The 17953-nt window shown below is 67.2% G+C and carries 18 protein-coding genes; 4 read left to right on the forward strand and 14 right to left on the reverse strand.

What is annotated here, in order from left to right:
- Positions 1-133 precede the first annotated feature (133 nt).
- A complete protein-coding gene (locus AC1Z3W_RS13535) occupies positions 134-709 on the reverse strand; it encodes a hypothetical protein (RefSeq protein ID WP_483507751.1) in 576 nt (191 codons plus the stop codon).
- A gap of 218 nt (positions 710-927) precedes the next feature.
- Here AC1Z3W_RS13535 and AC1Z3W_RS13540 point away from each other — a divergent pair, with 218 nt between their 5' ends.
- Positions 928-2169 (forward strand): NAD(P)/FAD-dependent oxidoreductase, encoded by a 1242-nt coding sequence (locus tag AC1Z3W_RS13540; RefSeq protein ID WP_057927493.1) that lies wholly within the window; start codon positions 928-930, stop codon positions 2167-2169.
- A gap of 10 nt (positions 2170-2179) precedes the next feature.
- Here AC1Z3W_RS13540 and AC1Z3W_RS13545 read toward each other — a convergent pair whose 3' ends face one another.
- From AC1Z3W_RS13545 to AC1Z3W_RS13585, 9 genes are all read right to left on the reverse strand, one after another.
- The gene (locus AC1Z3W_RS13545) at positions 2180-2941 is read right to left on the reverse strand and encodes a FadR/GntR family transcriptional regulator (RefSeq protein ID WP_057927494.1); all 762 of its coding nucleotides are present in this window, start codon (positions 2939-2941) and stop codon (positions 2180-2182) included.
- 71 nt (positions 2942-3012) lie between these two features.
- Positions 3013-3903, reverse strand: a complete 891-nt coding sequence (locus AC1Z3W_RS13550; protein ID WP_483507752.1) for an L-fucono-1,5-lactonase — start codon at positions 3901-3903, stop codon at positions 3013-3015.
- A 48-nt stretch (positions 3904-3951) separates the two neighbouring features.
- Entirely contained in the window at positions 3952-4893 is a 942-nt protein-coding gene (locus tag AC1Z3W_RS13555) for an ABC transporter substrate-binding protein (RefSeq protein WP_057927495.1), read from the reverse strand.
- An 87-nt stretch (positions 4894-4980) separates the two neighbouring features.
- Entirely contained in the window at positions 4981-6018 is a 1038-nt protein-coding gene (locus AC1Z3W_RS13560) for an ABC transporter permease (RefSeq protein ID WP_124833897.1), read from the reverse strand.
- A 19-nt stretch (positions 6019-6037) separates the two neighbouring features.
- A complete protein-coding gene (locus AC1Z3W_RS13565) occupies positions 6038-7576 on the reverse strand; it encodes a sugar ABC transporter ATP-binding protein (protein ID WP_483507753.1) in 1539 nt (512 codons plus the stop codon).
- 12 nt (positions 7577-7588) lie between these two features.
- Positions 7589-8365, reverse strand: a complete 777-nt coding sequence (locus tag AC1Z3W_RS13570; RefSeq protein WP_057927498.1) for an SDR family oxidoreductase — start codon at positions 8363-8365, stop codon at positions 7589-7591.
- 63 nt (positions 8366-8428) lie between these two features.
- Complete coding sequence (locus AC1Z3W_RS13575; RefSeq protein ID WP_057927499.1) at positions 8429-9706, reverse strand: L-fuconate dehydratase; 1278 nt, start codon at positions 9704-9706, stop codon at positions 8429-8431.
- A 23-nt stretch (positions 9707-9729) separates the two neighbouring features.
- Positions 9730-10572, reverse strand: a complete 843-nt coding sequence (locus tag AC1Z3W_RS13580) for an ureidoglycolate lyase (RefSeq protein WP_483507754.1) — start codon at positions 10570-10572, stop codon at positions 9730-9732.
- A 54-nt stretch (positions 10573-10626) separates the two neighbouring features.
- Positions 10627-11391 carry an SDR family oxidoreductase gene (locus AC1Z3W_RS13585; RefSeq protein ID WP_057927501.1) on the reverse strand — a complete coding sequence of 255 codons (765 nt, stop codon included), beginning with the start codon at positions 11389-11391 and terminating at the stop codon, positions 10627-10629.
- A gap of 677 nt (positions 11392-12068) precedes the next feature.
- On the opposite strand from AC1Z3W_RS13585, the gene AC1Z3W_RS13590 reads away from it, so the two are divergent.
- From AC1Z3W_RS13590 to AC1Z3W_RS13600, 3 genes are all read left to right on the forward strand, one after another.
- Positions 12069-12359, forward strand: a complete 291-nt coding sequence (locus AC1Z3W_RS13590) for a DUF3331 domain-containing protein (RefSeq protein ID WP_006749506.1) — start codon at positions 12069-12071, stop codon at positions 12357-12359.
- A gap of 167 nt (positions 12360-12526) precedes the next feature.
- Positions 12527-13513: an oxidoreductase gene (locus AC1Z3W_RS13595; RefSeq protein ID WP_483507755.1), complete on the forward strand. Its 987-nt coding sequence runs from the start codon at positions 12527-12529 to the stop codon at positions 13511-13513.
- Between the two features lie 213 nt (positions 13514-13726).
- Positions 13727-14029, forward strand: a complete 303-nt coding sequence (locus tag AC1Z3W_RS13600) for a DUF4148 domain-containing protein (protein WP_057927502.1) — start codon at positions 13727-13729, stop codon at positions 14027-14029.
- Positions 14030-14211: 182 nt separating this feature from the next.
- On the opposite strand, the gene AC1Z3W_RS13605 is transcribed toward AC1Z3W_RS13600, so the two are convergent.
- The 4 genes from AC1Z3W_RS13605 to AC1Z3W_RS13620 are packed head-to-tail and all read right to left on the reverse strand — an operon-like array spanning position 14212 to position 17870.
- A complete protein-coding gene (locus tag AC1Z3W_RS13605) occupies positions 14212-15405 on the reverse strand; it encodes a TauD/TfdA family dioxygenase (RefSeq protein ID WP_483507756.1) in 1194 nt (397 codons plus the stop codon).
- Between the two features lie 22 nt (positions 15406-15427).
- A complete protein-coding gene (locus AC1Z3W_RS13610) occupies positions 15428-16384 on the reverse strand; it encodes an alpha/beta hydrolase (RefSeq protein ID WP_483507757.1) in 957 nt (318 codons plus the stop codon).
- Positions 16385-16409: 25 nt separating this feature from the next.
- On the reverse strand, positions 16410-16898 hold the full coding sequence (locus AC1Z3W_RS13615; protein WP_057927505.1) for a thioesterase family protein: 489 nt from the start codon (positions 16896-16898) through the stop codon (positions 16410-16412).
- 6 nt (positions 16899-16904) lie between these two features.
- Positions 16905-17870: an L-carnitine dehydrogenase gene (locus AC1Z3W_RS13620; RefSeq protein WP_057927506.1), complete on the reverse strand. Its 966-nt coding sequence runs from the start codon at positions 17868-17870 to the stop codon at positions 16905-16907.
- Positions 17871-17953: the final 83 nt, after the last annotated feature.

Below are 17953 nucleotides of genomic sequence, written 5' to 3' on the forward strand. Positions count from 1 at the left end.
ATGGAAACATCTGTTGCAGTCGTTCCCGGCGCTGCCCTGCTTGCCATGCGCGTGCCGGCACCGTATCACACGCACGATTGCTTCCATCTTAGGTAAAAATTCGTATCCCAAACCAGTGGGATACACCCGCGATTTACGTCATACAGTACGCAGAAACGAGGCGCGACGATGTACGCAAACGCACGCGCGGCATATCCGCCACGCGCGGGTGTCGAGTTACCACTTGTCGGCTTCCTCGACGAAGATTTCGAACCATGCGTTCACGACGGCCCGGAAATCCACGGGATCGAGTCTGGTCGGATTCTCGTGCCGCCAGAGCCGTCCTGTCGCGCTGCCATCGCCGGCACTGTCGCGCAGATCGAGGCACCGATAGTCGCCGCTGCCGTTCTGAAATGCCGTCCACACGAGATCCGTGCTCGACCGTGTACGGATACAGCAGCATGACGTCGCCATCGTCGCTGCAGAACACGGCTGGCCGCGCGAGCTTGTCGCGAAAGAATTGCGCAACCGCCGGCAGACGATCGATGACATCGGTCCACATCTGCGCGAGCGCGTCGGCAACCCGATCATCCGAAGCAGTCAGCAACGCGCCCCACGCCGCCGGCACCTCGGCGCCGGCCGGAATCTCGTCCGCCGCGAGCCACACGCTGCCGGTTGCCCGGAAGCGCTGCAACGCCGCTGCGTACGCGTGTGCGGTCGACTCGAGCATCGCGCGTCACTCCACAATGCCGGAACCCATGCACGCTACTGCCCCGCCTGATCGCGACGATCGCGAATCGTCGCGCGCGGGCCATCCACACTGTGTCGGCCACGCGTGCCCTCTTGGTGCACCGTGCCGCCACGAGTATGCTTGCGGTTCGAACGATATCCAACCAGGGCGCACATTCCGCACCGCGGCCAGGCGCCCCGCCAACGGCCACTTACACGATGGACTTCGACGTAATCGTTCTGGGCGCAGGCATCGTCGGCGTGTCCGCCGCATTGCACCTGCAGGATCGCGGCCGCAAGGTGGCCCTCGTCGACCGCGGCGCGCCCGGCGAAGGCACGAGCTTCGGCAACGCCGGGCTGATCGAGCGCTCGTCGATCGAACCGTATCCGTTTCCGCGCAGCCCGTTCACGCTGATGCGCTACGCGCTGAACCGCTCCACCGATCTCTACTGGCACAGCACGTCGCTGCCCGCGTTCGCGCCGTGGCTCGCGCGCTTCTGGTGGGAGTCGGCACCGATGCGTCACGCAGCCGCCTCACGCGACATGCTGCCGCTGATCGAGCGCTGCATCGTCGAGCACGACGCGCTGATCGCGCGCGCCGGCGCAGGAGAGCTGGTGCGTGCCAGCGGCTGGATGGAAGCGTTTCGCACGCCGGCCGCGTTCGAACGCGCGGCTGCCGATGCGGGGCTCACCGCGCGTCGTCACGGGCTCGGCATCACGCCGCTCGATGCCGCGGCACTTCGGGCGCAGGAACCGAGCCTCGCGGCCGGCTTCTGCGGCGCGCTGCACTGGCTCGATCCGAAAAGCGTCGTCGACCCGTCCGCGCTGGTCAAAACCTACGCGCAACTCTTCGTGCAAGGCGGCGGCACGCTGCTCACCGGCGATGCCGCGAGCCTCGACGCGCTCTCGCCAGGCTGGCAGGTCACGACGGAAGAAGGCAGGATCGCGGCGCCGGCCGTGGTCGTCGCGCTCGGCCCGTGGTCCGACACGGTGTTCGGCAAGTTCGGCTACAGGATTCCGCTGCGCGAGAAACGCGGCTATCACATGCATTACGCGCCCTCCGAACGCGGCGCGCCGTCAGCACCGATCGTCGATCGCGAATACGGCTACGTGATCGCGCCGATGCGGCGCGGTTTGCGCCTGACCACCGGCGTCGAGATCGCGCGGCGCGGCTTGCCGCCGACGGGCGTGCAGCTCGATCGCGCGGAACGCGTCGCGCGCCCGGTGTTCGGCTTCGGCGAGCGGCTCGATCCGCAGCCGTGGCTCGGCTTCCGGCCGTGCACGCCCGACATGCGGCCGGTAATCGGCCCCGCGCCCGCACATCGCGGGCTGTGGTTCTCGTTCGGGCATAACCATCACGGGCTCACGCTCGGGCCCGTCTCCGGGCGCCTGCTGGCCGAGATGATGACGGGCGAGACGCCCTTCACCGATCCGACGCCCTACCGCGCCGACCGCTTCTGACCACGCGCGCTCAGTCGAGCGCGCGGCCGAAGATCCGGATCACTTCGTCGAGATGCTCGGCCATCGCGCGGCGCGCGGCCTCGGGGTCGCGCGCGCGGATCGCGTCGAGGATCGCGCGGTGTTCGAGCTCCGAGCGATGCGGCATGTCGTTCGGCATGTACAGCGACTGCAGCCGCTGGAACATCAGGTCGTACTTGTGCGCGAGCAACTGCTTGATCATCAGCGCATAAGCCGGGTTGTCGCTCGCTTCCGCGATGCGGATATGGAACAGCCGGTCGCCCGGATGCGTGAGCGAGCCGCTGCGGTTGTCTTCCTGGTTGCGCAGGAACGCCTCGTAAATCCCTTCGATCTGCGTGTCCGAGCCGTGTTTCGCCGCAAGCGATGCGGCTTCCGGCTCGATCAGCCTGCGCGCCTGCAGCAGCGCGAACGGCGGGATTTCGGTATCGAGGTCGAGCGCGATGCCGAGTTCGGGATCGATCTCGACGATCGAAAACGGCGCGACGGTCGTATCCGGCTGCGGTTCGGGTACGGCAGCCGCTTCGGGCTGGCGCACCTTCACGCCGTCGCCGACACGCACGCTGACGAGCCCGTTCACCTCGAGCGCGATCAGCGCCTCGCGCACCGACGTGCGGGACACGCCGAATCGTTCGGCCAGTTCGCGCTCGGGCGGCAGATAACTGCCCGGCGGGAAATCGCCGGACTCGATCATCGCGCTGAGCTTGTCGGCGATCTGCTGGTACAGGCGGCGGTTCTGAATCGGCTGGATGGACATACGTTGATACAGGTAAGCGGTTGCGTTGCGGACGGTCTGACGAATGAAGCATCAGGCCGTTCGCGCCTATTCTATATGCCGGGCTTCGTATCGCGCGCCACCGCATAGCAACGCGCGGCCGTGCCGCCCCACAACGCGTTGCGCTCGGCTGCGGACAACCGCGCCTCGGCCCAGCGCTCGATCAGCGACGCCACTTCGTCATACGACGCCGCGAGCAGGCACACGGGCCAGTCCGACCCGAACATCAGCCGCTGCGGGCCGAACGCATCGAGCGCCGCATCGAGGCATTGCTCGATGTGCCGGATGTCCCGGCCGCGCAGGCCGCGCCGCCAGTCGGTCTCGGTCACGAGACCCGACAGCTTGCAGACGACGTGCGGCAGCGCGCCCAGCTCGCGCAGCCCGGCACGCCAGCGCGCGAGCGCCGTAGCGTCGCGGTCGAACTCGGCGAGCGCGGGCTTGCCCGCATGATCGAGCACGAGCCAGTGCGCGTCGTGCCGCGCGCAGAACGCGTGCACGTTGGGCAACTGGCGCTCGAACACGAGCACGTCGTACACATAGCCGTTCGCCTGCAGCCACGCGACGCCGCGATTGAACGCGGGATCCGCGACGAACGCGCCGACATCGGCTTCGTCCTGCACCTGGTGACGAAAGCCGCGCAGTTTCGGGCTGCGCCATTCGGCGATGCGATCGGCGAGCGCCGGCGCACCGAGGTCCTCCCAGCCGACCACCGCCGCGATGCGCGCGTCGTCGCAGGCAAGATCGAGCAGGAACGCCGTCTCGTCACGCCCGGCGCGCGCCTGCACCGCGATCGACGCGCCGAGCGCCTGCGCATGCATCAGCGGCCACAGCGCGTCGGGCAGGTAGTCGCGGGCAAGCAAGCCCATTCCGGGGCCGATCCACGGATAGTCGGCCGCGCGGTAACGCCAGAAGTGCTGATGGGAATCGATACGCACTGCGCCCATGGTGTCCTCGTGGTTCGCTCTCGCCCGCAGCATCACATCACGTCACGCTCAGTCGTACAACACCGCCGCGATCTTCGGGTCGTCGATATTGGTCTTGTCATACCAGTAGAAACCGGTATCGATGACCTTCGGCAGCTTCTCGCCCTTGATCGCCTTCACGGCCGCCTCGACGGTCTTGTAGCCGATTCCGATCGGGTTCTGCGTGATCGCGCCGGCCATCAGCCCGCTGCGGATCGCGTCCTTCTGCTGCTTGCCCGAATCGTAGCCGACGATCACGACCTTGCGCTTCATCTCGCGCACGCCGTTCACCACGCCGATCGCCGAGCCTTCGTTGGTGCCGAACAGGCCCTTGAGCTTCGGATACGCCTGCAGGATCGACTTCGTCACCTCGGTCGACTTCAACTGATCGCCTTCGCCGTACTGCACGGTGACGATCCGCACCTTCGGGTGCGCCGACTTCATCCGTTCGAGAAAGCCGTCGCGGCGATCGATGCCGGTGCGGCTCGTCTGGTCGTGCGCGACCACGGCCACCTCGCCTTCGTCGCCGATCAGCGCGGCGAGCTTGTCGGCGGCGAGCGCGGCGGCAGCCTTGTTGTTGGTCGCGGCCGTCGTGACCGGGATGTCGCTGTCGACGCCCGAGTCGAATGCGATCACCGGGATCTTCTCGGCCTGCGCCTTCTTCAGGAGCGGCAGCGCGGCCTTGCTGTCGAGCGCCGCGAAGCCGAGCGCGGCCGGCTTCTTCGCGATCGCGGCGGACAGCATGTCGATCTGCTTGTCGACCATCGCCTCCGTTTCGGGGCCTTCGAACGTCACCTTCACCTTGTAGTCCTTCGCGGCCTGCATCGCGCCCGCTTTCACGGCCTGCCAGAACTGATGCTGGAAGCCCTTCGAGATCAGCGGGATGTAGGTTTCCTGCGCCTGCGCGCCGGCCGTCATGCCGACGGCGAACGTCAGCCCGACGATCGCGTTCAACACCTTGCTCCTGATCACTTCGCGTCTCCTTGGTTGGTATCGAATGTATCGAATGAAATGCCGGCCCGGCCGGCGGTGAAGCGGATGCGTATGTATGTTCGTGCGTCAGCGGCGGCGCCGGCGCAGGATATCCACGTAGACGGCGAGGATGATGATCACGCCGGTCACGACCGTCTGCCATTCCTGCGCGACCGACATGATGCGCAGGCCGTTGGTCAGCACGCTCATGATGAACGCGCCGATGATGGTGCCGACGATGCTGCCCGCGCCGCCCGACAGCGACGTGCCGCCGATCACGACGGCCGCGATCGCATCGAGCTCGTAGCCCTGGCCGAGCGCCGGCTGCGCGGAATTCAGCCGCGACGCGATCAGCAGCCCGGCGATCCCGCACACCGCGCCGCTGAACGTGTAGACGGCGATCTTCCATGCGTCGACGTTCACGCCGGACAGCCGCAGCGCTTCCTCGTTGCTGCCGAGCGCGAACGTGTAGCGGCCGAAGAGGGTGCGGTTCAGCACGATCGACGCGCCGATCGCGACGAGGAACAGGATCAGCACCGCGTTCGGAATCGGCAGCGCGGGAATCAGGTTGCCGATCAGCGAATCCTGCGCGATCGACGTGAAGCCCGGCGTGTCGTTGAAGTAGATCGGCCGCGTGCCCGAGATCACGAGCGACAACCCCTTGAGCAGCATCATCATGCCGAGCGTCGCGATGAACGGCGGCACCTTCATCTTCGCGATCACGAAGCCCGACACGCTGCCCGACAGCGCGCCGAACAACAGCGCGGCCAGGATCCCGAGCGGCAGCGGCATGCCCCAGTTCGTCAGCACGACGCCGGCCATGACCGCACAGAACGTCATCAGCGTGCCGACCGACAGATCGATGCCCGACGTGATGATCACGTAGGTACAGGCGACGGCCAGCACGCCGTTCACGGCGGTGGCCTGCAGGATCGATACCAGGTTGTCGACATCGAGGAAGTTCGACGACGCGAAGCTGAAGAACACGATCAGCAGCACGAGGCTCGCGAGCGCGAGCAGCTTCTGCCTCGCGGCGGGGTTGAAGAAGCGCGACTTCAGGCTCGATGCGGCGGCCGGCGTGTCGCCGGAAGCAAGGGGCGGAACGGAATGCGTATCGTTGGACATGATCGGGTAAGCGTCTGAATCAGGACAATACGGTCGACTCGCGCTGCGTCGCGAGCTGCATGATCTTTTCCTGCGTGGCGTCGGCCGCGCGCAACTCGCCGGTCACGCGCCCTTCGCACATCACGAGAATCCGGTGGCTCATGCGCAGCACCTCGGGCAACTCCGACGAGATCATCACGATCGCCTTGCCGTCGGCGGCAAGCGCGTCGAGCAGCTTGTAGATCTCGCTTTTCGCGCCGACGTCGATGCCGCGCGTCGGCTCGTCGAAGAACAGGATGTCGCAGTCGCGCAGCAGCCACTTCGCGATCACGATCTTCTGCTGGTTGCCGCCCGACAGCAGGCGCGCCGGCTGCGCGACCGACGGCGTGCGGATCGCGAGCTGGCGCACGTACGACTGCGCGGTGTCGCGCATCTTGCGTGCATCGAGGAACAGGCCGCGGCGCACGAAGCGCCGCATGCTCGACAGTGCGATGTTGTTCTGCACATCCATCCCGACCGCGAGCCCGAAGTGCTTGCGGTCCTCGGACAGATAGCCGATCCCGTGCGCGACCGCATCGGCCGGCGTGCGGATCGTCACGGTCTTGCCGTGCACGCGGATCTCGCCCGTGTCGACCGGATCCGCGCCGAACACAGCGCGCGCGACCTCGGTGCGGCCCGCGCCCATCAGCCCCGCGAAGCCGAGGATCTCGCCGCGACGCAGCGTGAAGCCCACGTCGCGGATCGCGCGGCCACGCGACAACCCGCGCACTTCGAGTGCGACGTCGTTGGCCGACGTATCGGGCGGCGCACGAAACGCCGTATCGAGCTGACGGCCGACCATCATCGCGATGATCGCGTCCATCGACGTGTCCGCCATCGGCACGGTCGCGACGTACTTGCCGTCGCGCATCACCGTCACGCGATCGGCGATCTGGCGCAGCTCGTCCATCTTGTGCGAGATGTAGACGATGCCGACGCCGTGCGCGCGCAGGTCGCCGATGATGCGGAACAGCTCGGCGATCTCCGCGTTGTTCAGCGCGGCGGTCGGCTCGTCCATGATCAGCACGCGCGAATCGAACGACAGCGCCTTCGCGATCTCGACCATCTGCTGCTTTGCAACGGTCAGCCGGCCAACCGGCGTGCGCGGATCGAGATCGAGCCGCATCCGCACGAAGATCGCGGCCGCGTCGCGGTTCAGCTTGTCTTCATCGACGAACACGCCGAAGCGGCCGCGCGGCTCGCGGCCGATGAAGATGTTCTGTGCGACGCTCAGGTGATTCATCAGGTTCAGTTCCTGATGGATGATGCCGATCCCGAGCGCCTGCGCGGCGCGCGGATCGTCGATCTCCACCGCGCGGCCGTCCATCCGGATCTCGCCGCCGTCCTTCTGGTACACGCCGGCAAGGATCTTCATCAGCGTCGACTTGCCGGCGCCGTTCTCGCCCATCAGCGCGTGTACTTCGCCGGCGCGCAGGTCGAACCGGCAATCGTCGAGCGCCTGCACGCCCGGAAAGCGCTTGCTGACGCCGCTCAAGGCAATCAGCGGCGGCGCGGTGTTCAGGTTCGGGTCGGGTTGCATGGATCGCCGTCCTCAGCCGATCGCGCGATCGAGGTGCGTATAGCCGCCATCGACGAACAGCCATTGGCCCGTCGTGTGCGATGCGCGCTCCGACAGCAGGAACACGGCCGTGTCGGCAATCTCGTCGGCTGTCGTGAAGCGCTTGCCGAGCGGCACCTTGTCGGCGATTTCCGCAAGCTTCGCGTCCGGATCGTCGAAGCCGGCGATCCAGTTCTGGTAGAGCGGCGTCATCACCTCGGCCGGGATCACCGCGTTCACGCGCACGCCGTCGTTGCGCAGTGCGATCGCCCATTCGCGTGTCAGTGCGAGCTGCGCGCCCTTCGATGCGCAATAGCCGCTCGTGTTGCCCTGCCCGGTGACGGCCGTCTTCGACGAAATGTTGACGATCGCGCCGCGCGTTGCCTTCAGATGCGGCACGCAGTAGTGCGCCATCACGTAGTAGTGGATCAGGTTGCGCTCGAGCGATGCGACGAACGCATCGCGCCCGGCATCGAGACCGATGCTGTCATTGATGCCCGCGTTGTTGACGAGGCCGTCGATGCGACCGAAACGCGTGATGGCCTGCGCAACCGCGTCGCGGCACTGCGCGTCGTCCTGCAGCTCGACGGACATGCACGCGGCGCGCGGCTGCTTCTGCGTGAGCGCGCGCCAGAAGCCATCGTCCGGCGTGTGACGCGCGAACACCACCGGAATCGCGCCTTCGCCGGCGAGCCGCATCGAGATCGCGGCGCCGATGCCCGATGCGCCGCCGGTCACGATCACGACCTTGTCTTGCAGATTCAAATCCACTTCACGTCTCCGTCGTTCATGTTGTCGCCGCGCGGGCCATGCGCGGCCATCTTGCCGTGTGCGTCAGCCGCGGAACCGATACCGCTCCAGCGATTCCGGCTTCATCTCGATCGAGAAGCCGGGCGCCGTCGGCGGCATATACGCCGCGCCGCGCACGACGCACGGCTCGACGAAATGCTCGTGCAGGTGATCGACGTACTCGGTCACGCGCCCTTCCTTCGTGCCGGAAATGCACACGTAGTCGATCATCGACAAATGCTGCACGTACTCGCACAGCCCGACGCCGCCCGCGTGCGGACACACCGGCAGCCCGTACTTCGCGGCCAGCAGCATCACCGCGAGAATCTCGTTCACGCCGCCGAGCCGGCACGCGTCGATCTGCACGACGTCGATCGCACCGCGCTCGATGAACTGCTTGAACAGCACGCGGTTCTGGCACATCTCGCCGGTCGCGACCTGCACCGGCGCGATCGCCTCGCGAATCTTGCGATGCCCTTCGACGTCGTCGGGGCTCGTCGGCTCCTCGATGAACCACGGTTTCGCAAACGCGAGCTCGCGCACCCAGTCGATCGCCTCGTCGACTTCCCACACCTGGTTCGCGTCGATCATCAGCTTGCGATCCGGGCCGATCGCTTCGCGCGCGATCGTCACGCGGCGAATGTCGTCCTCCAGGTTCGCGCCGACCTTCAGCTTCACGTAGTCGAACCCGGCGTCCACCGCCTCGCGGCACAGCCGGCGCAGCTTGTCGTCGCTGTAGCCGAGCCAGCCCGCCGACGTCGTGTAGCACGGGTAGCCTTCGCGCTCGAGTGTCGCGATCCGCGCGGCCTTGCCCGGCACCTGCCGGTGCAGCAAGTCGAGCGCCTCGTCCTGCGTCAGGCAGTCGGTCAGGTAGCGGAAATCGATCGCGCGCACGATTTCCTCGGGGCTCATGTCGGCGACGAGCCGCCACAGCGGTTTGCCAACCGCCTTCGCCCACAGGTCCCACACCGCGTTGACGACGGCGCCCGTCGCCAGGTGGATCGCGCCCTTGTCGGGGCCGATCCAGCGCAACTGGCTGTCCGACGTCACGTGCCGCCAGAAGCGGCCCATGTCTTCGCGGATCCAGTCGAGGTCGAGGCCGACGACGAGGTGACGCATCGCGTCGATCGCCGCGCAGCAAATTTCGTTGCCGCGCCCGATGGTGAACGTGAGTCCGTGGCCTTCGAGCCCGTCGTGGTCGGTTTCGAGCACGACGTACGCAGCCGAATAATCGGGGTCCGGATTCATCGCATCGGAGCCGTCGAGCTGGCGCGAGGTCGGGAAGCGCACGTCGAGGACGCGCATCGATCGAATGATAGGCATGACGAACGGTCCGTTAAAGGGAATCAGGCCTGCACGGTGCGCTGACGCTGCTCGCCGAGCCCGTCGATGCCGAGCGTGATCACCTGCCCGGCGCGCAGATAGACGGGCGGCTTCTGGCCGAGCCCGACGCCCGGCGGCGTGCCGGTCGAGATCACGTCGCCCGGCTGCAGGCTCATGAAGCGGCTCAGGTAGCTGATCAGGTGCGGCACGCGGAACACCATGGTGGCGGTCGTGCCGTTCTGGTAGCGGTGGCCGTCCACTTCGAGCCACAGCCGCAGCGCGTGCGGATCGGGCACTTCGTCGGCCGTCACGAGCCACGGGCCGAGCGGGCCGAACGTGTCGTTGCCCTTGCCCTTGTCCCACGTGCCGCCGCGTTCGAGCTGGTATTCGCGCTCCGACACGTCGTTCACCACGCAGTAGCCGGCGACGTGCGACAGCGCATCGGCTTCGTCGATATAGCGGCCGCCCTGGCCGATCACGACGCCGAGCTCGACTTCCCAGTCGGTTTTCTCCGAGCCGCGCGGAATCTCGACGTCGTCGTTCGGCCCCGAGATCGCGCTTGTCCATTTGCCGAACACGACCGGCTCCGTCGGGACTTCCATCCCCGATTCGGCCGCATGGTCGGAATAGTTGAGCCCGATGCAGATGAACTTGCCGACGCGGCCGACGCACGCGCCGAGCCGCGGCGTGCCCTCGACCAACGGCAGCGACGACGGCTCGATGTCGCGCAGCCGCGCGAGCGACGCAGGCGTCAGCGCATTGCCGGCGATGTCGTCGATCACGCCCGACAGGTCGCGGATCTTTCCCTGCGCATCGAGCAGGCCCGGTTTCTCATGATGTTTGTCGCCAAATCTCAGCAGTTTCATATCGTTTAAGCGGAAACGGAAAGTGAATAGGGATGCGTAGTCAATGGGAGAGGGTCAGTTGGACCAGCCGCCATCGATCAGGTGAATCGCGCCGGTGGTAAACGACGCTTCGTCGGACGCGAGATACAGCGCGAGCGCGGCCACTTCGTCCGCGGTGCCGATGCGGCCCATCGGCTGACGCGAGACGAACGCCTGGCGCACGGCGTCGATCGACACCTGGCGCGTGTGCGCCTGCTCGGCAATCCGCTGCTCGAGCGACGGCGACTCGATCGTGCCCGGGCAAATCGCGTTGCAGCGAATGCGTTGTTCGACGAAATCGGCGGCAACCGCCTTGGTCAGGCCGATCACGGCCGCCTTGGTCGTGCCGTAGACGAAGCGGTTCGGCACGCCCTTCACGCTCGACGCGGCAGACGCCATGTTGATGATCGACGCGCCGCCCGCTTCCAGCATCGCCGGCAGCAGCGCGCGGATCAGCCGGTACATCGACGTGACGTTGAGGTTCAGCGAGAACGCCCAGGCGGTGTCGTCGCAGGCGAGGATCGAGCCGTGGTGGACGAAGCCCGCGCAGTTGAACAGCACGTCGAATGCGCGCTCCTGCGCGGCGAGCGCCGCGACGTCGCCCGCATCGGTCACGTCGAGCCGCCGCGTGGCCAGCCGGCCGCCCGCGCGCTCGGCGTCGGCCGCGAGTTGCGCGAGCGCGGCTTCGTTGATGTCGGTCGCCAGCACGTCGGCCCCCTCGCTTGCGAACCGCAGCGCCGTCGCGCGGCCGATACCCTGCCCGGCCGCCGTCACCAGCGCGCGCTTGCCCTGCAATCTCATGAGCACCTCTCCTGTAAAAGCCGGACACGCCGGCTCATTGGCACAAAGGACTAAAGGTCCAACCAATCATAGGTGCAGATCCCGGATTTGTCACGAACGTGGGATTCAGTATTTTCCCGAGCGGCAGAATCGGGCCGAAGGCGGTGTCTTCGGCGATGGCAATGCCGTTTTTTCGGACGCCGTCGATTGACCGTACGTCGCGCAAAGCCAATATCGACGGGGGTTTGCGGAGGTTTTCGATGCCCCGGGCCGCGGGATGGCCGGGCGAAACTGACAAAAAAGTCATGTTCCCGTCAGGGTGTCAACGGGGGGCGCGCGCGATCATGGCGTTGCCGGACCGCGCTTCCCGGTACACCGCACCCCGCCCGTCGCCAATCTCTGACGGGCCCCTCCGTCCCCCGCGGTGTCCACGTGACTGAGCGAGCAGACACGGTGGCGCGGCCCGATTTTCCGCCCCGGGCGTCCGCGTCCGGGGCGCTTTTGTCGCTGGTTTCTCAAGAAAATGCGCGCCGATTGTTTCTAAATCGGCAAAAGGTAATTTGAGCCAGACAGGATGTTTTTTCCGGTCACAGACGCTTACATTTAGCGCACCACTCATGGAAACCGCTACGGATTCGTCTTTGGGTAGTGACATCCACTGCCACGGCCGAACCGCACGAGCTTTAGGAAACGGCAAAATGAAGGCCTCCAAATCCCTGCCTGCGCTCGATCCCGCCGACGTCCACGTCGAAATCCTCGAACGTTCCGATACGCTGCTCGTCGTCCGCTGGGTCGAACCCGGCCGCTGTCATTACGGCGAACAGCGCTGGCGCCGCCGCTTCGCGCAGCGCACCGGCACCTGCGCGCTGTCGCGCCAGGTGATCCAGCGCGGCGACGAAGTATTCCGCCCGGCCGAGCGCCCGGCCCCGGCGAATGCGGCCGCGATGATCTCCGCCGCCGAAGTGCTCGCGTTGGCCGGCAGCCGATAACGCCCGCCGGCCGCGGGCCGCGGGCCGGCTGCGAGATTCGCATGCCCGCCCTGGAACCGCCGGTCTAATTCCCCCGCTTGTCTGTCCCGCCTGCGCGGACTATCGTTACATCATTCAATGTAACGATTACGCGTCGTGGTGCATCGCCCACGCCGATGGAGGCAGACATGCATGCATGGAGCGCGCGCCACGTCCCGGCGCAAGGCGGCAAGGTCGCGGTCGTGACCGGCGCCAACAGCGGCCTCGGCTGGCAAATCGCGGAAACGCTGGCCGCCAAGGACGCGACCGTCGTGATGGGCTGCCGCGATGCCGCGCGCGCCGCGCAAGCCGCCGATGCGATCCGCCGTCTCCATCCCGCCGCACGGGTCGAAGTCGATCCGCTCGACCTCGCCGATCTTGCATCGATCCAGCGCTTCGCCGCCGACGTCTCGGCGCGCCACGGCCGCGTCGACATCCTCTGCAACAACGCCGGCGTGATGTTCCTGCCGCTGCGGCATACGCGCGACGGCTTCGAGATGCAGTTCGGCACCAACCACCTCGGCCATTTCGCGCTGACCGGCCATCTGCTGCCCGCGCTGTGCGCCGCGCATCGGGCGCGTGTCGTGACGATGTCGAGCGGCTTCAACCGCGGCGGCCGGATCCACGTCGACGACCTGCGCGCCGAGCACCGCTACAACCGTTATCTCGCGTACTGCGACAGCAAGCTCGCGAACCTCATGTTCGCGATCGAACTGCAGCGCCGCTTTCAGCGCGCGGCGTTTGCGGCAATCAGCGTCGCCGCGCATCCCGGCTACGCGGCGACCAACCTGCAGCTCGCGGGCCCCGCGATGGAGCGTTCGCCCACCCGCGCCGCGCTGATGCGCGCGGCGAACCGTTATCTCGCGCAACCGGCCGACCAGGGTGCGCTGCCAGCCATTCATGCGGCGACGTCGCCCGACCTGACAGGCGGCGCGTACATCGGACCGTCCGGCTGGTTCGAGTCGCGCGGCCTGCCGGCACCGGCGAGCGTGCCGCGCGCGGCCCGCGACGTGGCCGTGGCGGCGCTGCTGTGGGAAGCGTCGGAGGCCGCGACGGGCGTGCGTTTCCTGAGCTCGGGCGTGCCCGCCGGCCGGCCGCCGGCCAAGCCGTTCGACACGGCGGCCGAGCTGCGCTGAACCGTGCGCAGTCGCCCCGCCATTCTTCATACTTATTGCACCCAACGAAACGAAAGCTCGATGAAAGCCTGATTCGACGCGCCACTGTTACTGCCCAGGAAACAATCTATCGTCAAAATCAGCGTTTACCCTGAACCGGCCGGTGACTAAGATTTAGTCAATCGCTGCAGACATGGTGTCGAAAGCGAACCCAATAAAACACCGGAGGTCATCATGAAATCGCTCGTTTCCGCAGTTGTTGCCGCTGTCGCCCTGTCCGCTTCGTTCGGCGCTTTCGCACAAAGCACCGTGACCCGCGCACAAGTGCGCAACGAACTGGTCCAGCTCGAACAAGCCGGCTACAAGCCGGGCCTGTCGAGCCCGTACTACCCGAACGACATCCAGTCGGCGGAAGCGCGTGTTCATGGTGCCGACGCCAGCGGCTACGGCGCGCAACCGGCTCCGGTCGTCCACTCGGGCGCCCCGGCTGCCGCAGCGAAGTCGAACGCTCGCGACTCGGTCTTCTTCGGCCAGTAAGCCGACGCGCCCCCAGCGGGCGCACCGCGCATCGCGCGACGATGTTGTATCCGGACGAGCCCGCCATGCGGGCTCGTCCTTTTTGTGAAACGCATACCTCCGCCGCCCGGCAGCGGGTGGCTTCGCCCGGGCGCCATGCGTCCGGGCGCTTTTTCGAATGATTCCGGAAGCGGTGTGCGGTGTCACCCGCCGTGCGCGGCAGACGCCGTGCGCAACAGCACGCGCCACCTCGACAGCAGTTCATCACGATCGACGTAGCAGCCCTGCAGATGCCTGCGACCCGTCGACGGATCGAACTCCGTGCGCGCATGCATCACGCGGCGATTGTCGAACGCCCACATGTCGCCGGCCCGCAACCGGCGCTGCACGCGAAAGCGCGGCTCGCGCGCCAGCGCGAGAAAACGCCGGTATGCACGATAGACGGCCGCCACCACATCGGCCGGCGCATCGAGCGGCCCGCGCAGGAAGTTCGCGACGCGCACTTCCGTGACCTCGCCGCGCGCATCCAGCCCGATCACCGGCGCGCAACAGCGGTAGTCGCTGCTCGCACTCTTGTTCCAGAACTCGAACGGCGTTGACGTCAGTTGCGCGAAATCGACCGGATGCTCGCGCCGCAGCGCGTCGGCGAGCGCGAAGCCGTCGAGGAACACGCTGTCGCCGCCCGTTGCGTCGTTCGCAAGGCAATGCAGGAACTGCACGCCCGGCTGCAATTCACGCGTCGGCAGGTCCGTATGCGGCGGCAAGTTCAGCGACGTATAGGCATTGCTGTCCGGGCGCGGCTTCGATTCGACGTCGAACAGCACGCCGAAATTGGTCTCCCGGACCAGCCCGACCCGGCGCGCAATCTCGTCCACGCGCCCGCGTTCGGCCGGCACGCCTTCCACGAGCGTGAGCCCCGTGCGCTGCAACGCGGCGAGCCATGCCTGCAACGCATCGTCGTCGTGCATCACGTCGCGCCATGCGAACACGCCGATCGCCGCCGCATCGCCGCCCGTCCACATGTGACGCCCGTGTGCGGCCAGACGCGCCGCGCGCGACGCGTCGTCGTACGCGTGGGCGCGCAGCCAGCCGGACGACCATGCGCTGCGGTGCCCGTCGTTCCACTCGACGTGCAGCGCGCCGTCCGCTTCGACGCGCACCGCGTGCGCCTCGAGATCGTCGCGTGCATCGACGATCTCGAACGTCTGTTCGCGCGTGACAGCATGTACGCACGACGGGCACGCGCAGTTGTCGCGCAGCCAGTCGAAGTGAAACGGCGATCGTCGCGCGTCGGTCCATTCGACCTCCACGGTGCCATCGCCGATCGCCGCCGCCGCGATCGCCGCCTCGCTGGAAAACGTCCGCCAGTCCTCGATACGCTCTTGCGCTGCCTGCATCATTTGCTCCCGGAAATGCCCGCTACGCACGTGGTGCGAGCAGAAACTCACCGACCATCCGGTGCATCCGCGCCGCCTGCGGGCTCGTTCCGAGCGCGCGCCAGCAGCCGTGCACCAGCCCCTTCCCCATCCAGTAACGCGCAGCGCCGCCGGCCGCGAGCATGCGTTCGACATAGACACGCGCATCGTCGCGCAGCGGATCATGTTCCGCGCCGATCGCGAGCACGGGCGGCAGATTGTCGAAACGCGACGCCGCGAGCGGCACCGATGCACGCAGCAGCGGATCGTCATCGCTCGGCGCAACGCGCCCTCCACCACCCCAGTACAGTGCGCGATAGCGATGGACGTCGTCGAGCGTGAGCATCGGCGCGTGCGCTTCCGTTTCGCGTGCGGGAGATTGCGGTTCGATGCCGAGCATCGGATACACGAGTGCGATGCCGTCGAGGCCACCCTCGCCCGCATCGCGCAGCGCGGTTGCGACGGCGGCAGCGAGATTGCCGCCCGCACTGTCGCCCGCGAGCGTCAACGGGCGCGCGCACGAGCCGAATGGCCAGTGTGCGTCGCGCGCGGCACGCATGACGGCCAGGCAATCCTCGAGTGCGGCCGGTGCGCGATGCTCGGGCGCGAGCCGGTAATCGACCGCGATCACGGCAAGCCCCGTGTCGGCCGCCAGTTGCGCGGTGATCAGCGCGTGACTGTCGAGCGAGCCGACGACGAAGCCGCCGCCATGAAAGAACAGTACGGTGCCGCGCGGTTCGCCCCGAGCGGGCGCATAGCGCCGCAGCGCGATCGGGTGTCCGTGCGGTGCGTGCCACACCGCATCGTGCCGCACGATATCGGGCGGCAGTGCGGCGGGCGTCCATGCGGACGCGAAGCGATCGTAGATGCGGCGTTGCTCGTCGGGTGAGCGCGCCGCCGTGTCGGCCGGATACGCCGCGTCGACGGCCGCGACGAACGCGGCGATTTCCGGTTCGAGCATCGTATGCGCCCCGTTGTCGCCGGCGCTAGCGGCGCGGCGGCAATCCGATCACGCGGCCCGCATACGCGGGCGCCGCACAATCGCGCTGCAACGCATGCAGTTCGGCCACGCGCGCAGCGACGTCGTCGTCGAACGGCGCCGATTTCGCACCGTCGCGCGTGTCGACGTGCAGCAGCATCTGCTCGCTTGCCGATACCGCGCCGTCGTGCCCGTCCGCGAACAGCTCGAGATACAGGTGCACGCGCTTTGCGTCGTGCGCGAACACCCGCGCATCGACGCGCACGCGCGTGCCTTCCTTGATCTCCTGCAGATAGTTCACGTGCGCTTCGAGCGTGTAGACCGAGCGGCCCCGCTCGCGACGCGTGGCGTCGTCGAGACCGATGCGGTCCAGCAGCGCATCGGTCGCGAAGCTGAAGATCAGCAGGTAGAACGCGTCGCGCAGATGGCCGTTGTAGTCGACCCACTCGGGCCGCACGACGTCGCGGTAAATCGTCAGCGGGGTATCGCCGGTCATGTTCGTTCAGTCCTCGAATCGCATTCCGTGCCGCGCCTTCACAGCGGCGATCGCGTTCAGCACCTCGGTAATGCACTCGTCGCGATAGCGTTCGAGCGCCTTGATGCTGCGCGTGCCCTGCTGCTCGCTCGTGCCTTCGACGACGCTGTCGATCAGTTCGTCGGTCAGCTTCGGCGCGACCAGCTTCGTCCACGGCAGTTCGAGCGCGGGGCCGAACTGCTGCATGAAGTGTCGCATGCCCGCGTCGCCGCCGGCCAGCGTATAGGTCAGGAACGTGCCCATGAACGACCAGCGGATGCCCGCGCCGAAGCGGATCGCATCGTCGATCTCGCCGGTCGTCGCGACGCCTTCGTTGACGAGATGCAGCGCCTCGCGCCACAACGCTTCGAGCAGCCGGTCCGCGATGAAGCCCGGCACCTCCTTGCGCACGCGCAGCGGCCGCATGCCGAGCGTGCGATAGATCTCCATCGCCGCGTCGACCGCCTCCGGCGACGTGCGCTCGCCGCCTAGCACCTCGACGAGCGGCAGCAAGTAGACCGGATTGAACGGATGGCCGACCACGCAGCGCTCCGGATGCGTCGCTCGCGCGTAGAAGTCGGTCGGCAGCAGCCCGGACGTCGACGATGCGATGATCGCATCGGGCTTCGCCGCGCGGCTGATCTGTTCGTGCAGTTCGAGCTTCAGCGCTTCGCGCTCGGGCGCGCTTTCCTGGATGAAGTCCGCGTCGGCGACGCAGGCCTCGATCGTCGACGCGAAGCGCAGCCGCGCGGGATCGGCGCCCGGCGCGAGGCCAACGCGTTCGAGCGCCGGCCATGCATTCGCGACGCTCGCGCGCAGCCGCTCTTCGGCGCCCGGTGCCGGGTCCCAGACGACCACGTCGAGACCATGCGCGAGCGCACGGCAAATCCATCCGCTGCCGATCACGCCGGTGCCGATCGCGGCGAACGTCCTGATGTCGGTCTTCACAGCCATGTCAACGCATCCTTCAAATCGAGGGGAATCGGACGGCGGCCGCGCCCATGCGCGCCGCCGCAATGAATCACTGGATCAGCCGT

Source organism: Burkholderia sp. 10_S31, from assembly GCF_056930375.1.

Coding starts and splice junctions, on each gene's coding strand:
- AC1Z3W_RS13535 (WP_483507751.1), bottom strand. CDS start 709: ATGCTCGAGTCGACCGCACACGCGTACGCAGCGGCGTTGCAGCGCTTC.
- AC1Z3W_RS13540 (WP_057927493.1), top strand. CDS start 928: ATGGACTTCGACGTAATCGTTCTGGGCGCAGGCATCGTCGGCGTGTCC.
- AC1Z3W_RS13545 (WP_057927494.1), bottom strand. CDS start 2,941: ATGTCCATCCAGCCGATTCAGAACCGCCGCCTGTACCAGCAGATCGCC.
- AC1Z3W_RS13550 (WP_483507752.1), bottom strand. CDS start 3,903: ATGGGCGCAGTGCGTATCGATTCCCATCAGCACTTCTGGCGTTACCGC.
- AC1Z3W_RS13560 (WP_124833897.1), bottom strand. CDS start 6,018: ATGTCCAACGATACGCATTCCGTTCCGCCCCTTGCTTCCGGCGACACG.
- AC1Z3W_RS13565 (WP_483507753.1), bottom strand. CDS start 7,576: ATGCAACCCGACCCGAACCTGAACACCGCGCCGCCGCTGATTGCCTTG.
- AC1Z3W_RS13575 (WP_057927499.1), bottom strand. CDS start 9,706: ATGCCTATCATTCGATCGATGCGCGTCCTCGACGTGCGCTTCCCGACC.
- AC1Z3W_RS13580 (WP_483507754.1), bottom strand. CDS start 10,572: ATGAAACTGCTGAGATTTGGCGACAAACATCATGAGAAACCGGGCCTG.
- AC1Z3W_RS13585 (WP_057927501.1), bottom strand. CDS start 11,391: ATGAGATTGCAGGGCAAGCGCGCGCTGGTGACGGCGGCCGGGCAGGGT.
- AC1Z3W_RS13590 (WP_006749506.1), top strand. CDS start 12,069: ATGAAGGCCTCCAAATCCCTGCCTGCGCTCGATCCCGCCGACGTCCAC.
- AC1Z3W_RS13595 (WP_483507755.1), top strand. CDS start 12,527: ATGCATGCATGGAGCGCGCGCCACGTCCCGGCGCAAGGCGGCAAGGTC.
- AC1Z3W_RS13600 (WP_057927502.1), top strand. CDS start 13,727: ATGAAATCGCTCGTTTCCGCAGTTGTTGCCGCTGTCGCCCTGTCCGCT.
- AC1Z3W_RS13605 (WP_483507756.1), bottom strand. CDS start 15,405: ATGCAGGCAGCGCAAGAGCGTATCGAGGACTGGCGGACGTTTTCCAGC.
- AC1Z3W_RS13610 (WP_483507757.1), bottom strand. CDS start 16,384: ATGCTCGAACCGGAAATCGCCGCGTTCGTCGCGGCCGTCGACGCGGCG.
- AC1Z3W_RS13615 (WP_057927505.1), bottom strand. CDS start 16,898: ATGACCGGCGATACCCCGCTGACGATTTACCGCGACGTCGTGCGGCCC.
- AC1Z3W_RS13620 (WP_057927506.1), bottom strand. CDS start 17,870: ATGGCTGTGAAGACCGACATCAGGACGTTCGCCGCGATCGGCACCGGC.